We start from the raw sequence: 25,107 nt of genomic DNA, 5'->3' as shown, positions 1-25,107 counted from the left end.
AGTTTCCTCCTCCTCTCCGAATTTGATGGATCTGGTGTTCGCAACTCTGCTTGGCGACGGCCCTTGCTGTCGCTCGTGGAGCGTCGTTTCCGCGCACTGATCGCGCGGACCCACGTATTTGCTCACCCGGAGATTCCATGTCCTTTCTACGTTTTTCAGCTGTTCAACGAGTTATTTGCGTCGTTTTCACTCTCACGGTCCCTGCGTCAGCTCAACTTGGCCAGAGCGGAACCGTTTCAGGTCAGGTCTATACCGTGGATCATAGTTTTGTGGCCGGTGCCACTGTGTCCCTTCAGGGAGCAGACGGTTTCAAACGGGTGCAATCGTCGGGAACACAGGGAGACTTCTCGCTGATCGACGTGCCGAGCGGCACATACACTGTTCAGGTTGCCGCGCCTGGATTTGCCTCAGCCCAGCAATCCGACATATCGGTCGCCGTAGGACGAAACACGCTACTCACCTTCACGCTCAAGGTCGCCGGCACGACACAGCAAGTAAACGTCAGCGCCGAGCAATCGCCGCTCGACGCTTCGCAGACATCGTCCGTGATCAATATCGACCGGGATCGGGTCGAAGAGTTGCCGATCCCGAGTCGGAACTATCTGACCTTCGTCCTGCTGTCGCCGCAAGCCACACCCTCGAATCCAGTATTTTCGCAACAATCCCTGGCACAGTCGAGCGGAGGCTTCGGCTTTGGAGGACTGCGCCCCTCCAGTAATTCCGTCCATCTTGACGGAGTTCCGGAACGACGATGAATTCACGGGCGGCAGCCGAACGCAGCTGTCCCCAGAGGCAATCAGCGACTTCCAGATCGTCAACCACGGATTTGCGGCCGAGTCAGGTGGAGGGGCTGGCGGTTCCATCGACGTACAGACGCGAGAAGGTCAAAACCAAGTCCACGGGGACGAATTCATCTTTGAGCAGAACGGAGCTCTGAATGGCACACCTCCGCTGGGCATCTACCCGTACAAGCCGGATGAGAATCGATTCCGTGCAGGCGTTGCGTTAGGTGGTGCACTTCAACGGGACAGGACGTTCTACTACGTCGCCGCTGAACAGGAGATCGCTCACGGAGAGGATGCCAACGATCTCAAGCCCACAGTCGTGAGTCAGATCAACGCGGCTCTTCAGCAGCCGGGCCCGGTACAAGGACTCATCCTTAAAACCGCCCTTTTCCCGACCACCGATCAGGAGACCGAGCTGTCAGGAAGGCTCGATCGTGTCTTCACCGATCAACAGTCGGGCATGTTGCGCTATGCCTTCACCAATAGCCGTAACGGTTCTGACGCGTTCAACACGGACGAGCTGGCCGATGTCTGCGCGCGTGGTTCAGCGTTCACGGCGGATAACAGCCTGAATGGAACACTGACTTCAACGTTGTCTAAGTCATTCCTTAACAAAGCGAGTTTCGAGGTGTCTCAACGTCGCGCAGTCGAACGTACAGGCTCAACTAAGTTTCCGGGCGTCCTCATACCCGGCGTCGCTCTCTTTGGGACGCCCTATGCCGGAAACAACCGACGGTTTGAGACGCATGTCGAGTTTGAAGAGACTGCCATCCTGCAGCTCCACAAACACATGGTGCAGGTGGGCGGAGGTCTCGACCGAACCTCCCTGCGGAGTGCCATCACGGATGGGAGCCGCGGCCTTTTCGTGTTCAGCAGCTTGAACGCATTCTCGGCTGCTGCCCCGGATTTCTTTATCCACTCGTTCTACTCCAATCCAGACGTCAACTTCACGGAGTACCGGTTGAAGGCTTACGCGCAGGATCATTGGACTCCGGCTCAAAACTTGGCGGTCGATTTCGGTGTTCGGTACAAAGACAATTACCTCCCCGCGTCTTTGCCTCAGCACGCACTCAATCTCAGCCCCAGAGTCGGGATCGCGTGGACGCCTCGAAAGTCATTGGTCATTCGCTCAGGATTTGGGATATTTGAGGACCGTTTTCTGGTCTCAACGGTCAACCGGCTCCTGGAACTTGACGGGCACAATGGGTTCACCCAGATCGTGGAGGATACGGCGGCTACGTCTGCATACCGGGCTAGTGGATCGACGCTCCTGCCGATGCCATCCGTCGCACCAAGCGTTTGGAGAGCATCGCAAAGTTTCCAAAATCCCTACAGCGAAGTGGCATCCCTGAGTGTCGAGTATGCACTTCCTCTTCAGACAACTCTCAAGGCTGAGTATCAGTTCGTCAACGGAGTTCATCTTGGACGAACGATCAACACTAACCTTGCGGCTCCGGTGATTCTTACCGCACAGAACGCCGCTGCTCTTGATGTCAGTTCTCCCACCCCGCAACAATTGGGAAACCTGGTGTTCTCGCCGATTCGCCTGAATCCGGCGTATGACGCAATCCACGCGTTCGCAACATCCGCACATTCGAATTACAACGGTGCGACAGTGACCCTGAATCGGCAGTTCACTGACGACTTCCAATTACTCGTGGGATACACGTTCTCGAAGACCCTCGACAATGCCTCGACGGACACAGAGCAGCCCCACAATCCTTATAACCTCCGGGGAGAGTATGGGCCGTCACTTCAGGATCAGCGTCACCGTCTGACGTTGAGCGGACTATGGTTGATTGGGCCGGACCTGAACGATCCGGCAGACGCTGTGGCTAACGAGAACCCGGGCCGCCTTATGCGTCTGTTGACAGGCTTCGAGTTCGCTCCGATCCTGAGCATTTCAACCGGATTTCGCGATGATCCTATCGTCGGTCTCGACAGCAATCGCGAGCATATCTACCCCTTTGCATTCCGGCCGGCCGGGTATGGCCGGAATGCTCTTCGTGGAAGTGGGATCATCGACTTCGATCTGCGTGCCCTAAAGATGATCCCTTTCAGGAAGGGCCACTTAGATGTAGTTGCGGAGTCGTTCAACCTGCTGAACCATGAGAACGTCGGCATCTTGAACAGCGCGTTCGGCTCTGCTGTTTCATCGCAATCAGGCTTCGGTCGCCCGATCTCAACATTGACTGCGCGGAGGATTCAATTCTCCTTGGATTACGAGTTTTGATGGCGAAGACCTGAGCATGGCGACAGGTTCTTGAGAGCACCATCGTCCAAATGAAATTGGCTTGTTGAGTCGATGACCTCATTGTCCAACGCGCCAAGGAAAGGTGGAAGACCAGTTTCTCAACTCACTGTTCGCCCACTCGGTGGTTTTATCGGCATGGCAAGATGTGCAGGAATCTAAATTCCTGAATGTTCCGTCTCTGTTGGAGTGATGAACCGGTATGTGTGTGCCGTGACGTAGTTGTCTTTGATCGTCTGTTCGATCCGCCGCATAGGGCAAGCGGTGTATTGGCTCCCGGCGTTTCCTTCCGCGTAATGGGTATGTTCGGAGGCGGTGCCCTTCAGTCCTGCAGCGTTTTCTTTGGTATGGCAGGACAAGCGGAGCTTCTTCCCGGAGACGAACAGATTGGAGACGGCGTCGGTATGGACCTCATGGCAGTCGAAACAACGTAGCTGACGATGGCACAAATTGCTCTGCACGAAATCGTTGCCTTGCATTTGGTTATTGCGGGGAGTCATGTCGGTTGCTCCGTCGCGTCGAATACAATCAAGGCACTTTTCCGTACGACCACCCTTGCCTGTTGCCGAGCTCATTCACGAACCAAGGAAGGGGCCGTGGTTATCCCTACTTGAACGTTCAGGGCATATCGTACGGCCTTAACGATTTCAATCGCTCTTCCTTGATCCCAGAAGTGCACGAAGATAAGTTGAGGATGCTCACCAACCATATGGTTTCGGATAGAAACGATTTTCATATTCTTGGAACAAACTGCTCTTAGGAGCTTTTGAAGTTCGCCCGAAGTCGCGACGAACTCTCCCTGAGCGAATGCCCGTTCATCGGTGCCCGAGAGCGATATCCAGCTCGTAATCCCCATCTCTCTTCCGATCGTTTCACCGTGGGAAAGCGCCCGTCGACCGATCGCCGCCCTATACACACCCTCGCTTATCGAACCTTTCATCGAGAGAACCGCATCCAGCGGATGAAAATCGATAGAACTGTCGAGTGAGAGCATTGGTGGCGCAACGCTCCCCCCACGGCGAATGACGTCAACACGGGTATGTCGTATCTCATCGAGCGCCTTGCGAAAGGCTGACGCGAGGCTCTGATAGGTTCCGACACCTGTTACATCGAGGGTTTTCAATCGAGGTCCGTCAAAAGTGGATGAGTCTGCAAGTCCGGTGATTTCCAACCCGGCACTCAGAGCAGCGGTCATCACGGGATTCACTTCGTCCTCGAGAAGGAGAATCTGACCGACAAGGAGGGCTTCATGATGGACAGCAGGTGTAAAAGCAACCCAGGAATTCAGCCCAAAGTTGGGAGAAAGTGTTTGATAATCCTGCACCACCGTGGCTTTGGTTTCCGGCAATACAACCTTATAAACTCCTTCTTCGGGTATGTATGTTCCCGGACTGCCTATGGTTTGATCGATTAGCACGCGGGCCTGCTTCGGGACCTCGGCCATCAACTGCGTCGCCACTCCAACGGCAAGTAGCGAAGCGGACAGATGCCAGTCGAAGTGTCTTTTCGGACGATGCGCTCGTGTCTGAGGCGCAGCCGGTGTGTTTTGACAAATCCGGTTGGACCCGGCCGATTGAATACGAGAGATTGTTGTCGTCATGTCCGCTGTGAACTCGACAACGAGTAATGATGTGTTTGAGTGCATTTCACCTGCCTCCGAATGAGGTATATAAGAGCAGCCCCACGATTCCAGAGCCAGCCACAATGACAGGTTCCGGCACTTTCCAACGCCACAGTACGATGAAGGCGAGACACGCGATGGCAGCGGTCCAAACATCTTTTATAGAGTGACGCGCCAGAATGTAGACCGCGCCGGCAATCGCTCCGGTGGCAGCGGCGGTTACCCCGCTTACGAAGGCTTTGATTCCGTCATTGCGGGAGAGCCGACGGTAGAACGGTGCAACAATCACAACCATCAAATAGACGGGCAGGAACACTCCCAAGCCGGCCAATACAGCACCGGTCAGGCCGTCGGCAAGGTATCCAATGAAGGCAACCGTAATAACGACGGGACCAGGAGTAATCATCGCAACTGCGATGGCATCTAGAAACTGATGCTCGTTGAGCCAATGGTGAGAATCAACGACACCGCCGTGCAGGAAAGGCACAATCGCTAGACCGCTGCCGAAGACGAAGAGGCTCGATTTGAGGAAGAACAGGCACAATGCCCAGTGCTTGCTCGCTGGCTCCGAGAGCCCTAGCGTCGCGGGCCAGATTGCGATCGCCACAGAGCCAGTGCGCGAAGACGTGGTTTTTACGCCGAGCGAAACGATACCCGCCAAAAGAAAGAGCCAGACGATTTCTCTTCCCGTATAGGCGGTCGAAGCTGCCAACACAAGAAAGATTGCCCATAACAATGGATCTCTCTTTAAAGTGACGCCTCCGAGTTTGATAGTCGAACGGAGGATGATGCCGATGACCGCCGCTCCGATTCCATAAAAAAGCGCCTGCATCCACTTCAAGCCGTCATAGCGCACATAGAGCACCGATATGGCTAGCACCATAAGGAACGAAGGCGCGATGAAGGTGATAGCCACCCCAGTCGCACCGAGCACACCTGCACGCACATAGCCGAGGTACATAGCGAGTTGCGCAGCGAGCGGTCCGGGGGCGAGTTGTGCGAAAGCGAGACCTTCAAGATAGTCCTCCCGCTGAATCCAACCTCGCTCCTGAACCAACTCGGATTCCATCCGACCGGCCAACGCGATCGGCCCGCCAAATCCGAGTGCGCCGAGGCGAAGGAAATAGAGCACAAAGGCCCCAAGGGGCGCCTTCTGCTCATCTGCGAGTTTGGCGCGATCGACCATGTGGCCTCATTTGATTTGTGGCTTTTGCGAACTGGTTTCGTTAAGTGCGGCCCTAAGGCCCTGCGCCAGCTTGACGGCGTCATCATTCGCCCAGAAATGCATGAAAATGAGATGAGGTTGATCGAAAAGCATGTGATTGTGCACTGCCTCGACCTCAATGCCGTGCGTCCTCAGAGCGCGAATGACCGGATTGACTTCGGCGGTGAGCAGGACGAAGTCGCCTGCGATGGCAGCCTTACCCTCTCCCGTAGGTTGGAAGTTGATCGCAGTCGCAGTACCCATGGCGGGGGGAACTTCCATTCCGTTATCGCTGATCTTCTCGATGCGAGGAACAGAGAATTGCAGTATGCCTCCATTGACCTTACCGGAATAGCCAAGGGCTTGCTCGACCTCTGCCGTTTTTAGATCAATCGTTGGTTGCGCGGCTGCGGGAGGAGTCGTGGCTGGGGGAAAGGGTGTCTTGGTCAAAGCCAGTGCGGAAGCAAGCGAACGCGCTAATACGACCGGGTCACCATGCCCTGCGATGTGCATGTAGATCACACGAGGGCTTTCTCCCAAGAGATGATTATGGATCGATGTCTGCTCGATGCCGTTCTGCTGAAGCTTCAGCATGACGGGTTCAATCTCGTCGTCGGCAAGAACGAGGTCGCCCATGACCATAGCTTCATTGCCCATTTTCTTGAAGGCAATCCACGATCCCAGCGCGAGGCCGGGGGCGATGGTCACCCCATCTTTCACAACCTTCATGTCCCTACGCGGAAGGGCAAATTTGTATACATCTCCTGGCTGCATCTGACCAGACCGGCCGAGTGCCGCGTCCACAGGCTTCCATGCCGCATTCGGATCAGCCTGAGCCCATGCAGAGGTAAGGCAACAGGCGAGTGCACACAGCGCAACGGAATATACGATTTGGTTTCTCATTGTTCTCCCTTATTTCTATGCAATCGAGTGATAGAGCCCTTCGATAAGGTCCATTCCTCGGCGCAGCAGTTCGTCATCCGGGATGCCCTGCTTGGCCCACCCCTTCAGAACTTGGTTGATGGTGATGCCTTCTGTCCGACCAAACTTGATGTCATCGAAGTCGGCATCGTGGATAGCTTGTCCAATGCGGTGAACTGTTTTGTCGCGAATTCCAAAGCGAAGGCACAAAGTCTCGAAAGTGCAGTTCTCTCCTTCGTGGCCAAAGCCGCCAGACTCATACATGTCGAACGGGACAGCTTTCGGGTGGCTCGCCGGTTCATTTCCAAACACGAACGTAGCTTTCGGATCAATGAAACGTTGGATGAGCCACGCAGAGGACACGCGGTCAATCCCAGGCCGAGGCCTCGTAATCCAGGCACGCTTCTGATAGGCCCCCTTTGAGAGCTTTCCTTTCGGCACCTTCACCTGGGTGGCTACCGGATGTTCCGCCTTATAAAGAACCTCTTCGGCGTTGGCTCTCAGAGGAGAATGAAAGAAGTCGATCTCGCTAATTTCATCGAACCGCCGTTTCAACTTTGCAAGTTGATTGGGAAAGCCCGGACCTGACGGGTCAAGCTTTTGCACCTCCTGGATTAATCCTGAGTAATCGGGTCTTCGTTCTTCACGGAAAAGATCGTGAAGCTTGTCTACGGGAGGATAATCAACGGTGTAGACTTGAAGCACCGAGGCCTCACCCTTGGAAGCACGAATTGAGGTCGCCAGCCAAGCGAAGCGCTCCTGATTTGTCGGCGTATTTGGCAATAGGTAGCCAGAGTTTCGCAGCTGAAGCGTTCCATATCGCTGCAGCTTTCTCCAGATGCCGACCCTCGCGCTTGCCTTGTTCCCGGGCAAGGTGAAGATCAACAGGAGCCACGGCGCCGAGTTTGTCTCATTGATTTTCTTCATGGAATTCAAAAGTTGTCGTTCCGTTGTGCAATTCCCGCAGTTCAACTCCGATATCTACGGAAGAGGCGTACCCTCACGTAGGTCATCCGATGCTCGTTTTACAACCTTGTCCCCCTGTTTGATCTCGCCACGTATCGCCACCTGATCTCCAAAAGCTGCGCCTTTGCGCACGTTGACCCAGTGAGCGTGTCCATTGAGTGGGGTGATGATGAAAGTTCGCTCGGTGGTCGAGACAACGCTGGTTGCAGGAACGAGCAGGAGGGGCTCCGCCGAACTGACCGGCCAATCGACAGTCGGATACATCCCGGGTGCAAGGCTGCCGTCCTTGTTGTAGGCGTCAAGTTCGACTGTCATCGTTCTGCTCTGTGCATCCAGAGCGCCAGAGATTCTGGCAATCTTGGCAGAATACGTCTTGCCGGGCTGTGACGAGACGTGGAAGTTTACCGGTGTGCCAGAAACAACGTGACCGGCATAACTCTCGGGAACTGGGACCGTCAAGCGAAGATGGGCGGTCTGTTGGAGCTTCAGCAGAGGAGTGTGGGTACCTCCTTGGACCAATATGCCCGGATGCACAAAACGATCAGTGATTGTGCCATCGAAGGGCGCCGTCACGCGGAGATAACCTTCCATCTCCTTTGCAACGCGCAAACGCTCGGACGCCGCCCGAGTGGCTGCCTTTCTGCTACTCACAAGAGATTGGGCGGCGTCCCGCTCTTTCTCCGATTGAACCAGTTCGTTGCCCGCTATGGCTCCTGGCGTCTTTGAAGCTTCCTGCAAGCGAGCAAACGTACTCTCAATGCCTGCTGCCTGAGCTTCCGCCTGACTTTGGTCAGCTTCGGCCTGGTGAAGATTCGCTTCGGCGGCAGCTGTCTGGGCCTTCATCTCCGGGGCGGATAGCTCTACCAGAACCTGTCCGCGTCGCACGCGACTGCCACGATCCACGAGTACCTGTTCAATGTAACCGGGCACCCGTGCTTCAATGTCAGCCTGCAAATATGGTGCCAACTCCGCGGGCAATGCGATCGTTCGTGTAGGGTTACGGCTTTCCACCGCCACAAGCTCCACACGCGCTGGCGACTGGGCGATCACCTGCCCACAGATGGCAAGAGCAATGAGAAGGATTTTCTTATGATTGTGCATAGTATCGGCTCGCGGGATCTTCAGGATTCAAGGAATTGGAAGTAACAGATGCGCGCCGTTGCAGGAGCCCGTAGATGGCGGGCAGCACGGCCAATGTGGCAAACGTCGAAAAGAGGAGGCCACCGATAACGGCGCGGGCCAGAGGGGCGGACTGCGCGCCGCCCTCCCCGAATCCGATGGCCATTGGGATCATGCCGCAGATCATTGCCGTGGCGGTCATCAGAATCGCACGGAGGCGACCGACAGCGCCTGTGTGCGCCGCCACCTCCGCGCCTTCCTGCTGGCGGGCGTGTTCGGCAAATGTCACAAGGAGAATTGCGTTGGCAACGGAGATCCCTACCGCCATAATCGCTCCCATAAAGGACTGGATATTGAGGGTTGTTCGTGTAACGAGCAGCATCAGCACCACGCCGCAGAGCACTCCGGGGATAGTGCTCAAGACAGCCAACGGTAACCGAAGGGATTGAAAGTATGCCATCAGGAGGAGAAAGATAGTTGCAATCGCTAGCAAAAGTCCCACGCGTAAGCCTGAGATGGTCTCTTCCAGCGCTGGAACCTCGCCCCGAACTGTGACAACGGACCCCTTGGGCGGTGCCGGCATTTTGGCGAGTGCGTCCTTTATCTTCTGTTGTGCTTCTCCGAGAGTGACACCGTGGAGGTTGGCTGTGAGGCTCACAACACGCTGTCCGCTGAGCCTCTCGATCATCTCCGGCATGGTGCCGTACTGCAGGCTTGCGACCTGATCGAGCTGAGGCTGTGAGAGTCCATCTCGCATCAGCGGCAGAGACGACAAGGCCGGCATACCCTGAGCGCGGCTCGGAGGAATTTGTACCTGAATTTGAAAAGCATTTCCGGTGTTCGGGTCGCGCCAATAATTCGGCGAAGTAAACCGTGACGATCCTGTCGCGGCAACCATGGAGTTGGTCACGTCTGCCATCGTCAGCCCGAATTGTCCGGCATACTGCCGGTCGATGTTTACCTCGACGGTGGGATACTTCTGCGGCTGCACGATGGATATATCGCGGAGAAAACTCAATTTGTGGAGTTCCGCCTCTATCTTTGCAAGTTGAGCGTAGTTCTGTTCGAGGTTCACTCCTTGTACGTCGATCTGCACAGGAGTGGGCGAACCGAAGCTCATGACCTGCGAGACGATGTCTCCTGCCTCGAAAGACAGATGGAGTGAGGGCATCTCTTTACTGAAAGCAGAGCGCAGGTCTTCCCGTAACCGTTCGTCGTCGGGATGTCCGGGTCGCAACTGGACTTGAACCATCGCTTCCTCGGGACCGCTGGAGAAAAGATGCACCAGGTTGATCGGATAGCTGGAAGGTTGCACGCCGACGTAATCGGATGTAATTTCCACGTTCTCCTTTCCAATGGTCTTGCGAATGAGATCGAGCGCTTGGAGAATCATCGGCTCGGTCTCCTCAATGCGTGTGCCGACTGGTGCCTTCAAACGCATCCGCAGGACAGGACCATTGACGTCCGGAAATATCTCCGTTCCGAGATGTGGTGTGACAAGCACCAGAACGACTATCGACACTCCGAAGTAGGTGAGGATGACGGGCCACCTGAACTTCAGAACGGCGTCCAGGAATTTCTCATATCGCGCCCGGAGTCGTCCGAAGGCTCCTTCCGACTCTTCCCGCCGATGGGTCTCTTTCATCATCCACGTCCCAAACACCGGGACAAGACTGCTGGAAAGCAGGTAGGAGGCGATCATTGCGAAGCCAACCGCGAGAGACAAAGGAACGAAGAGCTGCCGCCCAACACCCTTCATGAAGAAGGACGGAACGAAGACCGCCAGAACACACAGCATGGACAACAATCGAGCAATCACGGTGCGTTTGCACGCCTCCAGAACTGCTTTTGCTCGGGAGACGCCCGGGAGAAGCTGCGTATGGATGTTTTCGATCTCCACGGTGGCTTCGTCTACGAGAACGCCCACGGCGAGCGCCAGACCGCCGAGCGTCATGATGTTGATGGTTTGCCCGGTTGCCCAAAGCAAAAGGACGGCCGTGAAGAGTGCAAACGGAATATTTGCCACTACGATCAGGGCTCCGCGCCAGTCGCGCAGGAAGAACAAAACCACAATTCCTGTAAGCACCGCACCGATGATGGCTTCGCGTACCAGGCCGTTGATCGCGTGAGAGACATACCCCGATTGATCGAACGCCAACTGAACGTCCACGTCGTCAGGGATTGCCTTCTTGAAAAGAGGGATAGCCGCCTTGACCGCGCTGATGACCGCAAGAGTCGAGGCGTCGGAACGCTTCGTTACCGGAATATAGACCGTTCGCCGTCCATCCACATGGGCGTAGGCCGTCACAATGTCGGTTCCGTTGTCGACCGCTCCAATATCGCGGAGATAGACACTTGTGCCTGATCCTGGGTGGATCGGCGTGTTCATCAACTCGCCCAGTTCCGGCCCGAGCGTCGCATTGTTGCGCACGATCCGGTTCAGGGTGCCGTCATAGAGGTTTCCGGATGGAGCGACCACCGACCCCGTGCTCACTGCGGAGATCGCCTGCTCCGGCGAGATGTGGTATTGCTTCAGCTTGTCCGGGTCAAGCGTGACGACGATCGTCCGTTGATTGCCGCCAAAGGGCGGAGGCGCAGAGACGCCGGGCAGCGTCGCAAACAACGGGCGTACCTGGTTGAGCGCGATGTTCTGGAGTTCGCCCTGGGTATGGTTCGTGCTGGTGAAGAGTAACAAACCGACGGCCACGCTACCTGGATCGAAACGCGTGATGAACGGCGGGACGGTGCCGGGGGGCATGAAAGCGCGGGCTCGCGTGACGTAGCCTACCGTCTCAGCCATCGCCTGCTGCATGTTGGTTCCTTCACGGAAGCTTAGCTTCATCAGCGCAGCGCCTTGGATACTCTTGCTGTCGACCGATTCGATACCGGTGATGTAGAGGAAGTGGTACTCGTAGTAGTAGGTGAGGAAGCCCTCCATCTGGGCAGGCGTCATTCCCCCGTATGGCTGCGCAACATAGATCACCGGATTCCCGACCTCGGGAAAGATGTCGGTGCGCATGCGTCCCAGCGAAAGGGCAAAGCCGCCCAGGATCGCGATCAATGCGACGATCACAGCCAACGGACGAGATAAAGCTGCCAAAACAAGACGCATCGTTTCCTACCTGGAACTCACTTGCTGACTGCTTGTACGAAGGGTTGAATATCCCCGCGCGAGGCTTGCAATTGAAGAAGAGCCCGCCAGACATTCAGGCGAGCAATGGAATCATCGATCTCAGCCTGAACTACCAGCCGTTGTGCCTGCGCCACGTCATCGATCGGGGCAAGACCTGCCTTGTAGCGAGCCTGGGCTTGGTCGAAGGCCGTATGTGCAGCTTTCACTTCGACCGGAGTGTTTGCTGCAACCTCACGCGCAGTGCGTACCGCTGCCCGGGCGATGGCAAACCGCTCCTGAAGGGTTCTATCCGCCAGCTGTTCGTTGTTCTTATTGGCTTTGACCGTCGCAGCTTGTGCGGCTTCATGAGCATGGATGCTGGCAAAATCCATGAATGCGAAGGTGACATTAACCCCCACCGCGTAATTCGCTGTCGTCGGACCAAGACCATTGATGCCCCCAAGTCGCCTTCCGTCCGACTCGGCACCCGTTCCGCGAGCGAAGGCTGCACCCTCTAAATTGAATTTCGGAACCCAACTGCGTTCGGTCGCGTGCAACTGCGCTTCCGATTGCGCAGTGACCGCTTTCTGCTGCACCAGGATGGGATGCTGGCCCGCCTGGAAGGGCGCGTCCTCGTCCGCCAGCGGGGGTGGCTCTGACAACAGACGCGCGACGTCGAACACGACTCCACCGTCGTCCGCATGCGGCATGAACTTAACAAGGGTGGCCCGGCTTGTCGCTTCGGCTTGCTTCGCATAAGCGAGCTGTGTCCCTGCCAATGCGCGCTCAGCTTCTATCCGGGATTCGTCCGCACCTGGCCTAAGTTGAGCCGATGTCAACGCATGGATGCTGCGCAGCAACACATCCCAGTTGTCTACCGCCGCTGTTGCAGACTTCTCGGTCTGCTGCGCTGCAATCAGTGTCAGAAAGGCATCAGCCGCCGCGGTACCAACTTCCAGTTGAGTGCGTCGAACCGCCGCACCGGCCGCGTCCCGCGCCGCAAGGGAAGCCTGCACGTTGGCGTGGCGGACACCAAAGTCGAACGGCTGCCAGTTAACGAGCAATCCAGTTGCACTGCCCCAGACCGAGCCGCCGTTATTCGTTCCAAGTACCGGACCCGTGATGGAAGGCACAATGCTTTGCGGCAGCAGCGCTCCGAAGACGTTGTTCCTAGTGGCGCGGTTGAATTGGGTCAGCCCGTCGATTCGTGGAAGGTAGGCCGTTCGCGCCAATTCAATATTGGCGGCAGACGCGTTGAGTTCTTCCTGCGTGACGTGCACCAAGGGGTAATCACGCACCGCAGACTGAACCACCTCGGAGAGCGCAAGTACAGGAGAAGGCGGGGGAGGAGCTTGCGCGTGCGCGATCGGACTGCCGGAACCCGCGAACACGCTCAACAGCGCACACGAAGAAATAACACTTCGTACGTGCCAGGCTCCGGGTGTTTTCGTGCGCCGGTTCCTCGTAGCGCTCTCCGACCAAACGCAACGAATGCTGTCTGTCATTGTTATATGCATAACCAATCCGTGAAACAACAATAGCACAGCCTCGAACGCGGCGGCTCCGATTCGGAAAATGTCTAAGATCCCTTGTTTGGAATTTCACAAAAGTCTTGAGCCAGAACGGGGCTCTTTCACGCTCTGGACTCCGCATCTACGGGACCGGTTCGTACACGCGAATCTCAGCGGGCTGCGATCCTTGCTTTCGTACCGCAACGTAGAGCTTATCGAGATCCGCCGAGAACAATCCCGTTCGCGCACCGCCTACGGTCTTGACTCGGGCAATCTCGTCATAGTGATCAGGGTCCCGCTGTTGAAACACCGCGATCCCTCCTTCTCCTCCGGTCGCATAGATGCGGTGACGCTGCGCATCATAAAACACATCATCGCAATCGCCGATTGCGGATAGACCCGCCACACGTTTGCCGTCAACCGTGTCCAGCACAATGAGACGCGCCGGAAGACGGGTGACCACGAATAACCGGTGGTTCTGTTCGTCCAGTGCCATGGAAAAGTTGGCTAGCGGACCTCCAGTCCTCCACGACGCCAATATCGATCTAGCCTTGCGATCCACAACCGCGATCTTCCGGGCTCCAGGCAGGTTGACAAACATTCTCGATCCGTTCTTTTCCAGTTGGAAGGATTCGGGATGCGCGTCAACTTTGATCTCTCCCAGCTTCGCTCCGTCTTGGTCAAATTCACTCAAGGCACCTCCTCCGTAGCCCACCCAGATGTGGCCGCTGGCCGGATCGAAGCGCAGGTTGTCGGCATCATCGCCATAGGAGATCGAATTGAGCATCTTCCAGGACGCTGCATCGAACTCACGGACGGAACCATCTTTGCCATCGGCTACAAAGAGATGATTGGATGAAGGAATGTAAGCGATACCCTGAGGTTCCGCCAACCCGGCGATGGAATGGATTCGCTTATTCTCTTTCAAATCGATGATTTCGAGAGAATTGTTTCCGAGGGCCGCGACAAAGAGGCGCTGGCCTTTCATATCGATGGAAAGGTGGTCGATGCGGCCTTGGACGTCCGGCAAAGGGATCGTGGCAATCAGCTTCAGAGGTTCGGCGTTTGCAGACTGCGCGGGAGAAACAGTTGGCCAACCGCATAGCGATACTAGAAGAATAACCAAGGTAGTTTTACGCATTTCACTGCCTCCCATTCACCTGTGACTAGCCTCGTAGACGATGATCCGTGCGACGGGCTTGCCGTCTTCCTCCTGCTCCGGGGCGTACACCCGATGCGTGGCTGGATCAACGGCGAGACTGTGGACCGATTGGGCTACGGGAACATCTCCCAACTTGTGAAAATGGTCTGGGTCGTCTTCCTGAACCACTGAGATGGAACCGCTGGAACACGCGGCGTAGACTCGGCCGTTGCCGGAGTCGTATTTCACCACATCCGCACCGGCCGGTATCGGAAAATGAGCAATCGCCTTGTGGCTGTTAAGCGCGAAGACTGTGAGGTTCTGGCTTCTCCCGCAGAGCAGGAATGCGCGATGGTGTTCCGAGTCGATCGCCATGCCGTGATCAAAGACACAGCCATCGACCGGATACTTGCCCACAATGCGATCGGTTGCGGGATCGATCTCTGCAACCTCGTTGGTCGAACGTAGACTGACATACATCCGTTTGGCAACCGAATCGTAGCCTGGTGTTCCGGTCTCACTGTCGAATCGCAGAATCTTTACAATCTCATCCTTTTCAACATCAATTACGCTGACAGCCTTGGCAAGCGTATTGACGGCGTATGCCTTCCCGAACTCTTGAGCGTAGGAGATGCCGTTAGGCTTCGACTCCGTGGGCAGACGTTTGACGACTGCCATGGTCTTGAGGTCGACAACACCTATCTTTCCTTCGCCCCAATCCGAGGTATAGGCCTTGTGTCTGTCCGAAATGTACTCCACCCCAGTGATTCCCGGGACGCCCGAAATAGCCTTGACCAATATATTCGTGCGCAGGTCGACGACATACATGATGCCGGGGCCCAGATGCGCTGACAGGAGGTAGTGATCCTCCGGGTCGATAGCGAGATAGTCGAAGCGCTGCCCTTTCGGGCCGGACACTTCGATGACCGCCGTCTTCGTAAGCAGGTTCGTCGCTTCGAGAGAGGCGACGAAGCTTTCGACATGTCTCTTGATAGCTGCACGCGCTGCACTGTAGTCATCGCTGGCGGCTGGCACGTCGCTCCACTGCTCTATCTTCGCCTGAGCCGCCTCCTGTGCGTCCGCGGGCAGCTCTGTCCCGATCGTGATGACACGCTGAGATGCAGATACGTCGGAAGTCTTCACCGCCGACGGATGAAATGAACTCACGTTGAAGCCGTCGCCGGCCAAGCCTTGAATAATCGCGTTCGGTACGGTGGTTGAGTTCGGAGCAGTACCCCGAGATACTGCCCGATAACGCAGCCCACGCTCCTGAGCCAGTTGGTTGAAGTAAGACGCCGCCATAAGGCTCTTCACATTGCCGTGTTCACAGACAAAGAGCACCTGAGAGTCAAGAGTCTGGGCATGACTTCTTGACACAGAGCCACCGAGTGTCAGTACGAAAGCAGAAATTCCGGCGATTCTGATTAGAGAAAGACTCACGGGCCAGCCTCCAGACGTTTTTGCTCATTCATTTCTGATCGACGGGCCGCATAATCCTTAGCAGAGGATGGCCGTCCACGTTCTCCAGCGGAAAGTAGACAAGGTGGGTCTTGGGATCGACGGAGACCGTGTGTGCATGAGGCATGTCAAACGAACCCAGTAGCGTAAGACTCTTGTCATTACTCTGAAAGACAGTCACCGTACCGGATTCGGCGGAGACGTACAAACGTTTCAGTCCGGGATCGTATGCGAGAACGTCGGGGTCGTCCCCCACCTGATAAGTAGACAGAACCTTCATCGTGTTTAGATCCACCATGGCGAGCGAGTGGTTTCCTTCGCCGGCAACGAACGCAATTCGAGCGGCACTGTCAAGTGCGATCCCGTGAGGATTCTTAATGCCTGCCAGCGGTACACGGCTCAGAATCTGATTCGAAGCGGGGTCGATGACTGCAATCAAATTCAAGCCATGTACGGCGACGAGAATGTGCCCGGAGGCAGGATCATAGACAGTGTTCCCTGCGCCGCCACCCAAGGCAATGCTGGTGATGAGCTTATTGCTTCCCGCGTCGATGACGGCATCCACTCCTCCGTGTTCGTCGGACACAAAAATCTTGTTCTGCTTTGGCGCGTAGGCCAGACCGTCCGGGTAGATGACCGGACCGGCAGTACCGACAATCTTGAACGTTTCGGAATCGACGGCCGCAACCTGGTGGTCTCCGGTCACTGAAGCGTAAATCCGGTGAATCTCGGGTGCAACGGTTACTCCGTGGACACGTTTGAAACCGTCAAGATTGGCCAGGACCTGCCTCTTTAACGTGTCAAACACGACCAACTGGTCGGCATTCATGTGGGCGATGTAGAGGCGTCCGCTGGATGGATCGAACGTCTGATAGTCAAAGCGAACCGCGGCACCTGGCATTGGAATGTCCGCGACCGTCGTCAAGACCTTGTTTGCCGTTCCTGATGGCTGCGCGAGCGATGTTGAAAGTGAGAGAGTGACGAATATCGCTAGATAAATTGCTCTTCTTGTACGGCGGGCGATTCCCATGCGATGAGTCTCCTGACAGCTTTTCCTACGTTGTGATTCATAACGCCATATCGGTAGGTATAGTCGCCTCAAGGAGAGGTAACACTGACGATCTGCTTACGATTGCCTTAATTCGGATTAAGGAGAGGTCCAGCAACACTTCAGTCCTTGAGATTCGATTAGCCTCTATACAGGAAAGAGGTAAATGCGTGCGACTCCTCGTGATCGAAGACGAACCGAAAGTCGGTCAAGCCTTGCAGGAAGGATTGCAGGCCGAAGGCTATGAAATCACGCTTTCAATTACGGGTGAGGACGGTTTTTTTCTCGCCAGCAATCGCGTCTTTGATCTGATCGTGCTCGATGTCATGCTGCCCGGGCGCGATGGTTTGGAGGTATTGACCGCCCTCCGCAAGCAAGGCGTTTCAACGCCGGTTCTGCTCCTCACTGCAAGAGACGCGGTGGAATCTCGCGTGGCTGGTTTGGATGCGGGAGCCGACGACTATCTCGTCAAACCTTTTGCCTTCTCCGAACTGAGCGCGCGGATCCGGGCGCTCTTACGCCGTGGCAAGACCGAGCCAATCACTCTGATCAAAATCGGAACTTTGGAACTCGACCCGGTGACCCGAACGGTACAGCGTGAGGGCGGCCGGGTCGAGCTTACGGTTCGCGAATTCGAATTGCTCGAATACCTCGCGCGGAACAAAGGGAGAGTCGTTTCTCGCGAGATGTTGGTGCGAGATGTGTGGAAGGAACCCGGACGTGCCACTCCACTGGACAACGTGATTGATGTTCATGTGGCGCGCCTACGGAAGAAACTGGATGATCCGTTTGCAATCAAATTGCTGCATACGGTACGTGGAGTCGGATTCCTGCTGAGTGAGGAGGCTCCATGATTACTCTCCTCGGAAAGAGTCTCCGCAGCCGGCTGACGATTCTGTATGGGCTCTTGCTCACACTGGCTCTTGCCCTGTATGCGGGCGGGACGTCCGTGTATTTTCTGCACAATCTCAGGCAGCAGCTTGACCTTGGCCTCGACCGGGATATCGAGACAGTCGAAGGGCTCCTCCGACTGTCCTCAGAAGGCCACTTAGAAATAGGCTCCGATGAAGGCGAAGCGAGAGAAAGTGACTTTGAACGCGGTTACCTGCTGGAAGTCTTTTCAGCCGATGGCTTTCTGCTCTATCGCTCGAACGAACTCGAAGGGGCTGCCTTGGGACCACCGGTACACCTCAACGCCAATCACCGGCACGAACCGACCCAAACCATTCGTTTGTCCAATGGCACGAGAATCCGCGTCGCAAGCCGTATCCACAGAGTTGAAGGGCAATCTCTGGTTCTACGTCTCGGGGTAAGCGAAGAGCCATTGTGGCGCGAATTCTGGGAGATGGTGGGCGTCCTGAGCATTGGGCTTCCGATCATAGTCCTGCTGATTGGCCTGGCCGGGTATGCGTTGGCCGGTCGGGCCCTTCTTCCCGTAGATCTCATGGCACGACACGCTGCCAAAATCAGTGCCGAACGACTGGACGCCAGACTCGCTATTTCGAACCCGGATGATGAACTCGGGCACCTTGGGCAAGCCTTCAATCTAACCCTTGGCAGGTTGGAGGGATCGTTCGACCAGTTGAGACGCTTCACGGCTGATGCCTCGCATGAACTGCGAACGCCTTTGACAGCAATCCGGAGCGTAGGCGAAGTGGCACTTCAAAAAACCGGAGATGGCCCCTACTATCGGGACATCATTGGCAGCATGCTTGAAGAGGTCAACCGTCTTACCCGCTTGGTAGAAAGCCTGCTGACGATCAGTAGAGCGGACGCGGGACAGATCGACCTTCACCAAGCTCCAGTGAACGCTCTGGAACTCGTACAAGAAGCCGCAACCCTGCTTGAAAGTCTCGCAGAGGAGAAGCAGCAAAATGTTGTCGTGGAAGGTAACCCGTCTATCACGCTTTGGGGTGATCGACTCATCCTGCGCCAGGCAGTCATAAACCTTCTGGACAACGCCGTAAAGTATTCCCCGGTTGGAGGAAGCATCCGAGTCGATGTCTGTTTCGATGTTGATACGGTGGCAATCGAGATTCAGGACAGCGGCCCCGGAATCTCTGTTGAGCATAGAGAGAAGGTATTTGAACGCTTTTATCGTGTAGACGAGGCGCGCACACGCGCGGAGGGCGGAACGGGCCTTGGCCTCTCTATTGTGAAATGGGCTGTATTGGTCAACGCAGGCAGCATTGATCTCGTGTCTGAGCCTGGGGAAGGTTGCACTTTCACCATCCGTATTCCGGCCTCCAAAACCCATACCTTGCCTCACAAATCGTCATGACAACTGACGGCCCCTTAACTCTCGGTCAGAAATTAGTAAGGAACTCTTCAGACCTCCGTCGAATGGCCAAACGCTATAACTAGTAGCAGTCGCAGGGCTTTGTCTGGCCTCCGCCAATCTCGTCTAGGACCTTCATAAAGCAGCCTTATGCGTAGAGTCCTCACAATCTTCACCGTTCTTCTATTGGGATACTTTGTTCCGATACTCGCCGCCCAAGCGCAAACCGCCGCCGTGCATGGGCATGTGAGCGATGAAACGGGGGCAGTCATACCGGATGCGACAGTGACGGCCACCAGCACCACCGGCAAGACAATCACCACGAAGTCCTCGTCTGACGGAGCCTACAGTTTCAACGGCCTGGCACCGGGAACGTACCGAATCGCGGCCTCTTATCCCGGATTCGATCTTAAGCAGCCACAGACGTTCGTTGCCAAAGGCCAGACCGCAAGCCTGAACCTAGTGCTCACAGTGAGTTCCGTAGTGCAACAGGTCACCGTTGATGCGACCGACCATTCCACTTTATCGGTCGATGCGGCGAACAACGCAAGCGCAGTTGTTCTCAGCGGCTCTGCGCTCGACTCGCTGGCTGACAACCCTGACGATCTCGCTTCCGATCTGCAAGCACTCGCCGGGCCGACTGCCGGTCCCAGCGGAGGCTCGTTCTACATCGATGGCTTCAGCTCTGGCGAGATGCCGCCAAAGGAATCCATTCGCGAGATCCGCATCAATCAAAATCCGTTCTCGCCAGAATTCGACAAACTTGGCCTGGGTCGCATTGAAATCTTCACCAAGCCTGGCTCCGATCAGTTTCACGGAAGCGGTTCGTTCAACATCGGCAGTGACACATTCAACTCCCGAAATCCTTACGCGAGCGTCAAGGCCCCGTTCCTGCTGCGCGAGTATGGAGTGAACGTGGTGGGCCCTCTCAATCATCGAACGACATTCACGTTCGATGGCCGATATGAGGATACGGACAATGGCGCGGTCATCAACGGAGCGACCCTCGATCTGACTTCTCTTGCGATCATCTCGCCCTACTCGACCGTCTACAGCGTCGCGCAGATGCAGACGATCATCACACCGAAGATTGACTATCAACTCACGAAGAACAACACTTTGAGCGTTCGCTACCGCGTCACGGACGCCGATATTCCGAACTCTGGCCTCGGCGGATTCAATCTAGTGGAGACGGCTTATCACGCGCACTCCCTTTCGCAGACGACGCAGGTGGTCGAGACAGCTGTCCTTGGAGCAACGGCAGTCAATGAGACACGATTCCAGTTCTTCAACGTGAGCAGCAGCAATTTCGCCGACAATCCCGGCGTATCGATTCAAGTGCTCAACGCGTTCACGGGCGGAGGTTCGCCGGTCGGGAATTCCTCGGACGTGCAGCGGAACTATGAGTTACAGAATTTGACGACGTTGAACCGCGGCAGTCACGTCGTCCATTTTGGAGCAAGGCTTCGCGCAACCTCGGACAGCAATCTCTCTGAGCAGGACTTCAACGGAACATTCACGTTCGGCGGCGTTACCGGGCCAGAACTCGACGCCAACAACCAGCCGATTCTTGACGGTAGTGGCAACCCCATCCTTGTGCCGATTTCCTCTATAGAGCAGTATCAGCGCACCGCTTCCCTTCAAAAGGCGGGTTACAGTGCCGCACAGATACGGGCGCTAGGTGGAGGAGCCTCGCAGTTCACTTTGAGCGCGGGTAATCCGCTCCTTTCGCTGTCTCAGGTCGATCTTGGACTCTTTGTCGGAGATACCTGGAAGATTAAGCAGAACATTAGCCTCGATGCCGGCTTGAGATATGAGGTGCAGAACAACATTCCCGATCACCGTGATTGGGCACCGCGATTGGCGGTTTCCTGGTCGCCGAAGCGGGCGCAGCAGAAGTTGGTTCTGCGTGGGGGCTTTGGGGTTTTCTATGATCGATTCGTTCTCTCCAACACGCTGACCGCTCTGCGCTATAACGGGATCACGCAGCAACAATACGTCGTGGATAACCCCGACTTCTATCCGACTGTACCTCCACTATCGACCGTTGCGTCTTCGCAAGCAGGCCAGGTCATTCAGCAGAACGCTCCAAATCTCCGCGCCCCGTATTACATCCAGTCGCTGATTAGCGTCGAGCAGCAGTTGCCGTTCCACACATCGCTGGCGATCAGCTACTCGAACACGCACGGATTGCATCAGCTTCGTTCCGAAGACATCAACGCACGACTCCCGGGAAGCGGAAGCTATCCACTAGGAAACAGCAATCCGGTGTTTCAAGCGCAATCCGAAGGTCTGTATAACCAGAACCAATTGATCCTCAATGCGAACTCGCAAGCGACAAAGAAGATCTCGCTCTTCGGCTCGTATACCCTCGGTTACGCACGCAGCAATACGGATGGCCCGACTACCTTCCCGGCCAATCCCTACAGCTCTGCCGGAGAGTACGGTCCCGCATCTACGGACGTGCGGAACTTTGAGACATTCGGCGGAACGATCCAGACACTGTGGAAGACGACCTGGAGCCCATTACTGACTGTTCGCTCCGGCGCTCCGTTCAATATCACGGTGGGGCGTGATCTGTATGGCACGACGCTGTTCAACGGTCGGCCTGGAATCGCCCTAAACCAAAACAAGGCGGGTTTGATCCAAACCTCTTACGGCTTGCTCGATCCCACCCCAAGCGCTGGTGAGACGATCTTGGGGCGAAACTCAGGACGTGGGCCCGGCTCCGTGCAATTGAATATGCGAGTCAGCAAGACGTTGGGCTTCGGATCGTCCGGTTCCGGACTGGACGCTTCGGGAAAGCCGAAGGAGTCAAAGCCACGCTACAGTTTGGTGCTCACACTACAGGTGCGGAACGTCACGAACCACAACAATCCGGGATTAATAATTGGGAATATTGCGTCGCCACTCTTCGGCAGAGCAAACCAGTCTGCGGGAGCGAATACGCAGACTGGCACATCGTTTTCCGAGTCAGCGACGAATCGTCGCCTGGAACTGCAAATGCGTTTTGCTTTTTGAGCCATGCGGTAGAACGATTCTGCAGCCTCTTTAGTTGAAGTTTTTTCTTCGCGGAGTGGAAGGTCGAGCTGCCGTGCAGACGAGGGCTAGAAGAAAAGGATGACTGTTTCATTGCGGGCTGTCTTCTTCTGATCCACCTTCATAAATGGGTTCGACCCGCTGCGGGAAGAGGCTTTCATGCCTTCGGAGCAGTTCGTGCATTACACGGATGCTGATGCGTGACGCGAAGCTGACTTCTTTATCCAGTTCAACGTCTACATCTGAAAACTGCGCGTCCGCCGACGATTTTGCTACCCACTTGGCTGTGCGGATTGCGACGATCAACGCCGTGGCGATGATGATGGACGGGCCAAGTTTCGGCCAGTCTGGGCGGCGCTCGTTTCCAACAACTTTCATCGGTCGAGTATAGGCGAAGAAGAGGCGAATATGCCACAATGGTTTTATCCGCAGCGCAGCGGGCTTGGAGGCGTGTTGGCCCACAATTCCATATCACGGGAAGATCCCCTCATTCAGGTCTTCTCACCCTGCGATGTTGGAACGCGTCTCCTAGAAGAATTCGCTCGGGCACGTCCTGCGGACTACACTTTTCTCGAACCGAAGGACTTCAACGACCTCCGCAGTTCAGCGTTTGGCGGTATCGCCGAGTGGGATAGTTTTGCGGAACACGTCCTTGGTTGCACGCGTTGTGGTGAGGTTTAGATATGTGTGGACGATACGTGAGACGAAGTGACAAACAAAAGATTGCTGAGCATTTCCATGCGAATCCGAGCCCACCGGACTTGCCGATGCCTGCGGCCGATTACAACGTAACGCCCACCATGCATCAGCCCATCATCCGCCAGAGCCGAGAAACCGGAGAGCGGGAGCTCATCCTGGCTCGGTGGGGTCTTATCCCGTTTTTTACGAAAGACCTGAAAGAGATAAAGGGGCTTTCGACAATCAACGCTCGGGCGGAGACGATTGCTACGTCGCGCACATGGCGAGAACCGATGAAGAAACGGCGCTGCCTCATTCCAGCAAACGCCTTTTACGAATGGCCCAAAGAGGGCAAAGCACCAAAACAACCGTATGTTTTTGAGTTGTCGAGCGGAAGTCTGTTCGCGTTCGCCGGCATCTGGGATGCCTGGAAGGACGGGGAAGGCCACTGGCTTCAGTCCTATGCCATCGTGACGACTGAGGCGAATGAGTTGATGTCACAGATTCATCCGCGAATGCCCGTCATTCTGCACTCCCGGGATTACGACCGTTGGCTTGACCGGGAGGAAATGGAACGGCTACCGCTCGATCTTCTAAGGCCGTTCGAGTCAGAAGCTATGGAGATGCATGAAGCGGATCCGAAAGTGAACAATGTTCGAAACAACGGCCCTGAACTGATGCGTCAAGCTGAACAAGCCGCAGAGTCGGGACTCTTGCCTTTGTAAGATAACCATCAATACCGTAGACGGACGGAGAGCAGGATGCTTGAAGAGAAGGGCGCTACAGCAACACAAGAAGCAATATCCGAGGAGGAAGTCGCGGAGTTCTTGCGGAAGCCTTGCTCGCTCCCAAACAATCTCGTCATCACGCTTTGCTATTTCGCCGACAAAGACGACGCAGAACGCTGCGGTCAGGCTGTGCGATTCCATCTCGAAATATTTGGTCGGGTAATGGACCTCAGTCAGTTGGAGCAGGTCTTCATATCATTCAACTATCCAGAGACACTTGCCTCGATTGACCGCGGAGTCGGTGCGACGCAGGTAATCATTCCTACTGCGGATGATGTAGCCACCGGCATCGCTATGGCTCCGACCGTGAAGCGTGGGGATGTCTGGAAATCAGTGATTGCGTTGAACGCCTCCTATGCACGTTCTTTGTCTTACGAACCCGAAGATCCTTCCGTGGAAACGCAACAGCAACTCCAAGCTCTTCGAGCTCTCACCATCCATACGATCGCCCATGAATGTGGGCACGTTCATGACCACGCGATGCAGATGAAACACATGGGGGCAGACACTTTTCTCCAGAAATGGGCGCCCGTTGAGAGATATTTGAAGGAACCTGCGATGGCGTGCTGGTCGGAATTCATGGCGGAATACTTGAGCGCCCAATACGGAAATGCGGAGACGTTGAAGGGATATGAGGATGGCTTCTGCGATCGGCTCAAGAATGCTTGGCCTGCAATAACAGAATCTATTCGACACTATCGAATGCACGGGAATGTTGAACGGGTTCTCTCAGAAGTATCGATTCAAATACGCCACGTTATCGTATACGCGGGCTACCTGTTCGGTTATCTAGCGAAGACCGACGTGAGCTTGGCAGACGCTGCGCCGAAAGCTGCAACAGAGATCAACGCGCATTCGGAGTTTGCGTCGTTGATCATGGAGTTGCGAGAAGGTCTTATGAAGCTCTTGGATGTCTATCCCAAGTTCGCTGATCTAAACGTATTCAATCCTCTGAGTGACGTGGTACGCGAACTATACAACCGGGCCGGGTTTACGTTTCGAGAGAATCCAGATGGGTCGCTGCATCTCGACATTCCCCATCGTCCCGACACGATGCCGACGCTCGCGGAACAACTGGCTTTCCGAACCGGCAACTTATGAGCCTGAGACATTCAAAGGCAGGTCTCGGAAATAGTTAAACGTCGCTTCATCCGCAAGGGGAAGGTGCAGGAGGAGGAACTTGACTC

Annotated in this window: 19 protein-coding genes; 7 read left to right on the top strand and 12 right to left on the bottom strand. The window is 55.6% G+C overall.

The genetic code is table 11. The features are described 5' to 3' along the window. The first annotated feature begins 137 nt into the window (after positions 1–137). Both OHL12_RS02520 and OHL12_RS02515 read left to right on the top strand, forming a co-directional pair. On the top strand, positions 138–755 hold the full coding sequence (locus tag OHL12_RS02520) for a carboxypeptidase-like regulatory domain-containing protein (RefSeq protein WP_263412267.1): 618 nt from the start codon (positions 138–140) through the stop codon (positions 753–755). Then, the gene (locus OHL12_RS02515; protein ID WP_263412266.1) at positions 730–3,018 is read left to right on the top strand and encodes a TonB-dependent receptor domain-containing protein; all 2,289 of its coding nucleotides are present in this window, start codon (positions 730–732) and stop codon (positions 3,016–3,018) included. The genes OHL12_RS02520 and OHL12_RS02515 overlap by 26 nt, the downstream gene beginning before the upstream one ends. A gap of 176 nt (positions 3,019–3,194) precedes the next feature. Here OHL12_RS02515 and OHL12_RS02510 read toward each other — a convergent pair whose 3' ends face one another. The 11 genes from OHL12_RS02510 to OHL12_RS02460 form a co-directional block, all read right to left on the bottom strand. Continuing rightward, positions 3,195–3,536: a hypothetical protein gene (locus OHL12_RS02510; protein WP_263412265.1), complete on the bottom strand. Its 342-nt coding sequence runs from the start codon at positions 3,534–3,536 to the stop codon at positions 3,195–3,197. A gap of 71 nt (positions 3,537–3,607) precedes the next feature. Further along, a complete protein-coding gene (locus OHL12_RS02505; RefSeq protein ID WP_263412264.1) occupies positions 3,608–4,636 on the bottom strand; it encodes a DUF1259 domain-containing protein in 1,029 nt (342 codons plus the stop codon). A 46-nt stretch (positions 4,637–4,682) separates the two neighbouring features. Next, a complete protein-coding gene (locus OHL12_RS02500) occupies positions 4,683–5,843 on the bottom strand; it encodes a chromate transporter (protein ID WP_263412263.1) in 1,161 nt (386 codons plus the stop codon). A gap of 6 nt (positions 5,844–5,849) precedes the next feature. Next, the gene (locus tag OHL12_RS02495) at positions 5,850–6,734 is read right to left on the bottom strand and encodes a DUF1259 domain-containing protein (RefSeq protein ID WP_399262158.1); all 885 of its coding nucleotides are present in this window, start codon (positions 6,732–6,734) and stop codon (positions 5,850–5,852) included. 45 nt (positions 6,735–6,779) lie between these two features. Further along, on the bottom strand, positions 6,780–7,709 hold the full coding sequence (locus tag OHL12_RS02490; protein ID WP_263412261.1) for a chromate resistance protein: 930 nt from the start codon (positions 7,707–7,709) through the stop codon (positions 6,780–6,782). Between the two features lie 54 nt (positions 7,710–7,763). Next, on the bottom strand, positions 7,764–8,849 hold the full coding sequence (locus OHL12_RS02485; protein ID WP_263412260.1) for an efflux RND transporter periplasmic adaptor subunit: 1,086 nt from the start codon (positions 8,847–8,849) through the stop codon (positions 7,764–7,766). Further along, complete coding sequence (locus tag OHL12_RS02480; protein ID WP_263412259.1) at positions 8,836–11,979, bottom strand: efflux RND transporter permease subunit; 3,144 nt, start codon at positions 11,977–11,979, stop codon at positions 8,836–8,838. Before OHL12_RS02480 ends, OHL12_RS02485 begins: the two co-directional genes overlap by 14 nt. A 17-nt stretch (positions 11,980–11,996) precedes the next feature. Continuing rightward, positions 11,997–13,484 (bottom strand): TolC family protein, encoded by a 1,488-nt coding sequence (locus OHL12_RS02475; protein WP_263412258.1) that lies wholly within the window; start codon positions 13,482–13,484, stop codon positions 11,997–11,999. 148 nt (positions 13,485–13,632) lie between these two features. Next, positions 13,633–14,631: a YncE family protein gene (locus OHL12_RS02470; RefSeq protein ID WP_263412257.1), complete on the bottom strand. Its 999-nt coding sequence runs from the start codon at positions 14,629–14,631 to the stop codon at positions 13,633–13,635. Between the two features lie 15 nt (positions 14,632–14,646). Continuing rightward, a complete protein-coding gene (locus OHL12_RS02465; protein ID WP_263412256.1) occupies positions 14,647–16,071 on the bottom strand; it encodes an arsenate reductase/protein-tyrosine-phosphatase family protein in 1,425 nt (474 codons plus the stop codon). 28 nt (positions 16,072–16,099) lie between these two features. Then, positions 16,100–17,119: a YncE family protein gene (locus tag OHL12_RS02460; protein ID WP_263412255.1), complete on the bottom strand. Its 1,020-nt coding sequence runs from the start codon at positions 17,117–17,119 to the stop codon at positions 16,100–16,102. Between the two features lie 188 nt (positions 17,120–17,307). On the opposite strand from OHL12_RS02460, the gene OHL12_RS02455 reads away from it, so the two are divergent. The 3 genes from OHL12_RS02455 to OHL12_RS02445 all read left to right on the top strand — a co-directional run bounded on the left by OHL12_RS02455 (position 17,308) and on the right by OHL12_RS02445 (position 22,436). Further along, positions 17,308–17,991, top strand: coding sequence for a response regulator transcription factor (locus tag OHL12_RS02455; RefSeq protein ID WP_263412254.1), 684 nt, complete (start codon positions 17,308–17,310; stop codon positions 17,989–17,991). Next, on the top strand, positions 17,988–19,418 hold the full coding sequence (locus tag OHL12_RS02450) for a sensor histidine kinase (protein WP_263412253.1): 1,431 nt from the start codon (positions 17,988–17,990) through the stop codon (positions 19,416–19,418). The genes OHL12_RS02455 and OHL12_RS02450 overlap by 4 nt, the downstream gene beginning before the upstream one ends. A 147-nt stretch (positions 19,419–19,565) precedes the next feature. After that, the gene (locus OHL12_RS02445) at positions 19,566–22,436 is read left to right on the top strand and encodes a TonB-dependent receptor (RefSeq protein ID WP_263412252.1); all 2,871 of its coding nucleotides are present in this window, start codon (positions 19,566–19,568) and stop codon (positions 22,434–22,436) included. Between the two features lie 108 nt (positions 22,437–22,544). Here the strand turns inward: OHL12_RS02445 and OHL12_RS02440 are convergent, their stop codons facing one another. After that, a complete protein-coding gene (locus OHL12_RS02440; protein WP_263412251.1) occupies positions 22,545–22,832 on the bottom strand; it encodes a hypothetical protein in 288 nt (95 codons plus the stop codon). A gap of 305 nt (positions 22,833–23,137) precedes the next feature. Here OHL12_RS02440 and OHL12_RS02435 point away from each other — a divergent pair, with 305 nt between their 5' ends. Next, on the top strand, positions 23,138–23,857 hold the full coding sequence (locus tag OHL12_RS02435; protein WP_263412250.1) for an SOS response-associated peptidase: 720 nt from the start codon (positions 23,138–23,140) through the stop codon (positions 23,855–23,857). A 36-nt stretch (positions 23,858–23,893) separates the two neighbouring features. Then, positions 23,894–25,021, top strand: coding sequence for a hypothetical protein (locus tag OHL12_RS02430; protein WP_263412249.1), 1,128 nt, complete (start codon positions 23,894–23,896; stop codon positions 25,019–25,021). Positions 25,022–25,107: the final 86 nt, after the last annotated feature.

This window comes from Terriglobus aquaticus, assembly GCF_025685415.1.
Classification (GTDB): Bacteria; Acidobacteriota; Terriglobia; order Terriglobales; family Acidobacteriaceae; genus Terriglobus; species Terriglobus aquaticus.
Note: the sequence above shows the minus strand (reverse complement) of the source record. Positions and strands in the feature narration are given on the sequence as shown.